This window comes from uncultured Amnibacterium sp. (genome assembly GCF_964245895.1).
Classification (GTDB): Bacteria; Actinomycetota; Actinomycetes; order Actinomycetales; family Microbacteriaceae; genus Amnibacterium.
This window is the reverse complement of the sequence record NZ_CAXTOQ010000247.1, coordinates 1-3,095: the sequence shown is the minus strand read 5'-3', so window position 1 is coordinate 3,095 and position 3,095 is coordinate 1. Positions and strand designations below refer to the sequence as shown.

Sequence of the window (3,095 nt, the reverse complement as noted above, 5' to 3'; positions counted from 1 at the left end):
GACGACAAGCTGCAGCGGTGGATCCGCGCGGCCCGCGAGAAGGTCGCGTTCCAGGGGCTCCCGGCGCGGATCTGCTGGCTGGGGCACGGGGAGCGGGACCGGGCGGGGCTCGCGTTCAACGAGCTTGTGGCATCGGGTGCGGTGAGCGCCCCGATCGTCATCGGCCGCGACCACCTCGACTCCGGATCAGTCGCCTCCCCGTACCGGGAGACCGAGGCGATGGCGGACGGCTCGGACGCGATCGCCGACTGGCCGTTGCTGAACGCGCTGCTGAACACGGCCTCCGGTGCGACGTGGGTGTCGATCCACCACGGCGGCGGCGTCGGCATCGGCCGGTCGATCCACGCCGGCCAGGTGGTCGTCGCGGACGGCACCCCGCTCGCCGCGGAGAAGATCGCCCGCGTGCTCGTCAACGACCCGGGGACCGGCGTGATGCGGCACGTGGACGCCGGGTACGAGCGGGCGGCGGAGGTCGCGGCCGAGCGCGGGCTGTGGGTGCCGTCGGTGCCCGCCCTCGACCGTCCCCACTCGCTCCGCCGTCACGCTGCTTCGCAGCGCGCCGGAACGGGCGAGCGTGGGCCCAGGCCATGAGCGTCGTCACGGACCTGCTCGCGCGGCTCGACGGCATCGGCCGCGATCCGCGCGGCGGGTGGTCGCGCCCCGGGTTCGGCGAGGCCGACCTCGGGCTGCGCGCCTGGTTCGCCGAGCAGGCGACCGCGCTGGGGCTCGACGTGGTGCCCGGGCGCAACGGCGACCTCTGGGCGTGGTGGGGCGCGCCGGGGCCGGACGCGGTCGTGACCGGCAGCCACCTCGACTCCGTGCCAGGCGGCGGACGCCTCGACGGGCCGCTCGGCGTGGTCTCGGCGCTCGTCGCGGTGGGTCGCCTCCGCGCCGCCGGCTTCCGGCCCGCGCGCCCGATCGCGGTGGTCGTGCTGCCGGAGGAGGAGGGCTCGCGGTTCGGCGTCGCCTGCCTCGGTTCCCGGCTGATGACCGGCGCGCTGCGGCCGGACGACGCGCGAGCGCTGCGGGACGCGGACGGCACCGCCCTGGCTGACGCGCTGCGGGCCGCGGGCGTCGATCCGCAGGGGATCGGCCGCGACGACGCCGCGCTCGCCCGGATCGGCCGGTTCGTCGAGCTGCACGTCGAGCAGGGCCGCGCCCTCGCCGACCTGGACGCGCCCGTCGGGATCGCGACCGGCATCCTCGCCCACGGCCGCTGGCAGATCACGGTCACCGGCCGCGGCGACCACGCCGGCACCACCCGGATGCCCGACCGCGCCGACCCCGTGGTCGCGGCGGCCCGCGTCGTGCTCGCCGTCGAGGCCGCGGCGCTCGCCGCGGACGGCGCCCGGGCGACCGTCGGCCGCATCGACGCGGTGCCGGGCGGCACGAACGTGATCGCCTCCCGCGTCGAGGTCTCGCTCGACGTCCGCGCGGCGTCCGCCTCCGCGGTCCGGTCGGTGCTGGCGCGCATCGAGGAGGACGGCGCGCTCGCGGCGGCCCTCAGCGGGTGCGCGTTCGGCATCGAGCAGCGCAGCTGGAGCGACGAGGTCGTCTTCGATCCGGCGCTGCGCGCGGCGCTGGTGGACCTGCTGGGGGACGTGCCGCAGCTGCCGACCGGTGCCGGGCACGACGCCGGGGTGCTGGCAGCGCGAGTGCCGACCGCGATGCTGTTCGTCCGCAACCCGACCGGCGTCTCGCACGCGCCCGGGGAGGACGCCGCGCAGGCGGACCTCGACGCCGGCGTCGACGCCCTCGAGGCCGTGGTGCGGCACCTCGCCGCATGACCGGCCACTCGGAGGCTCGCGGATCCGCACTTCTTTCGCGGTTCCGCAGTTCTGGGGTGACACGCCGCGTCCGGCGGCTCGGTCGCGGCGTGTCGAGCAGTTTCTGCGGATCCGTGAAGGTGCCGTCGTGACCGGCTACTGGGCGGAGTTCGTCCTCAGCCCCGGCCGACGGCGCAGCGCGGTGCGGTTCACGGTGACGGACGGCCGGATCGCCTCCATCGCGGACCACGTCGACCCGATGGACGGCGACCGGGTGCTGCAGCTGGTGGTGCCGGGGTTCGTCAACGCGCACTCGCACGCCTTCCACCGGAACCTCCGCGGACGCACGCACAGCGAGGGCGGCGACTTCTGGCGCTGGCGGGACGCGATGTACCGGCTCGCGACCGCGCTGACGCCCGACGCCCTCCGCGCGATCGCGGAGTCCGTGTTCACGGAGATGGCAGGGGCGGGCTGGACCGCGGTCGGCGAGTTCCACTACGTGCACCACCGCCCGGACGGGCGCCCGTACGAGCCGCCGCACGCGATGGAGCTCGCGCTCGCCGAGGCGGCGAGGGCGGTCGGGATCCGGCTCGTGCTGCTCGACGCCTGCTACCTGTCCGCCGACGTCGACGGCCGCGCGCTGGCGCCCGAGCAGCGCCGCTTCGGCGACGGCACCGCCGAGGGCTGGCTCGCCCGCTGGCACGCGCTGCGGGAGGCGATCGGCGACGACCCGCTCGTCACGGTGGGCGCCGCGATCCACTCCGTCCGCGCCGTGCCGCTTCCCGCGATCGAGCGCATCATCGCCGCGCTGCCGGCCGCGGTACCGCTGCACCTGCACCTCGCCGAGCAGCCGCGGGAGACCGCGGCCTTCCTCGCCCTGCACGGCGAGACCCCGGCGGCGGCCCTCGATCGGCTCGGCGTGCTCTCGCCGCGCACGACGCTCGTGCACGGCACGCACCTGTCGCCGGAGGACGTCGCGCGCGTCGGCGCCGCGGGCGCGACGGTCGCGTTCTGCCCGACGACGGAGGCCGACCTCGGCGACGGCGTCGGGCCGGCCAGGGCGCTGGCCGACGCGGGCGCGCGCATCGCGCTCGGCTCCGACGGCCAGTCGGTGATCGACCCGCTGCTCGAGATCCGCGGGCTGGAGGCGGGGGAGCGGCTCGCCTCCGGGCGCCGCGGCCGCTTCTCCCCGGCCCAGCTGCTGGCGGCGGCCACCGCGAACGGATCGGCGAGCCTCGGACTGCGGCCGAACGGCTTCGCGGTCGGCGACTCGGCCGACCCCGTCCAGCTCGACCCCGCCCCGCCGCGGACGGCCGGCTCCGCGCCCGA

The 3,095-nt window shown here is 77.0% G+C and carries 2 protein-coding genes and 1 pseudogene; all 3 read left to right on the top strand.

Features of this window, described 5'->3' with window-relative positions:
• Window positions 1-591: pseudogene (locus ACFE60_RS18540) on the top strand (hypothetical protein); the annotation flags it as partial.
• Window positions 588-1,787: an allantoate amidohydrolase gene (locus ACFE60_RS18535; protein ID WP_375390324.1), complete on the top strand. Its 1,200-nt coding sequence runs from the start codon at window positions 588-590 to the stop codon at window positions 1,785-1,787. The pseudogene ACFE60_RS18540 and the gene ACFE60_RS18535, both read left to right, overlap by 4 nt.
• 127 nt (window positions 1,788-1,914) lie before the next feature.
• The coding region (locus ACFE60_RS18530) for a formimidoylglutamate deiminase (protein ID WP_375390323.1) at window positions 1,915-3,095 on the top strand (1,181 nt) is incomplete at its 3' end.

Coding starts and splice junctions, on each gene's coding strand:
- ACFE60_RS18535 (WP_375390324.1), top strand. CDS start 588: ATGAGCGTCGTCACGGACCTGCTCGCGCGGCTCGACGGCATCGGCCGC.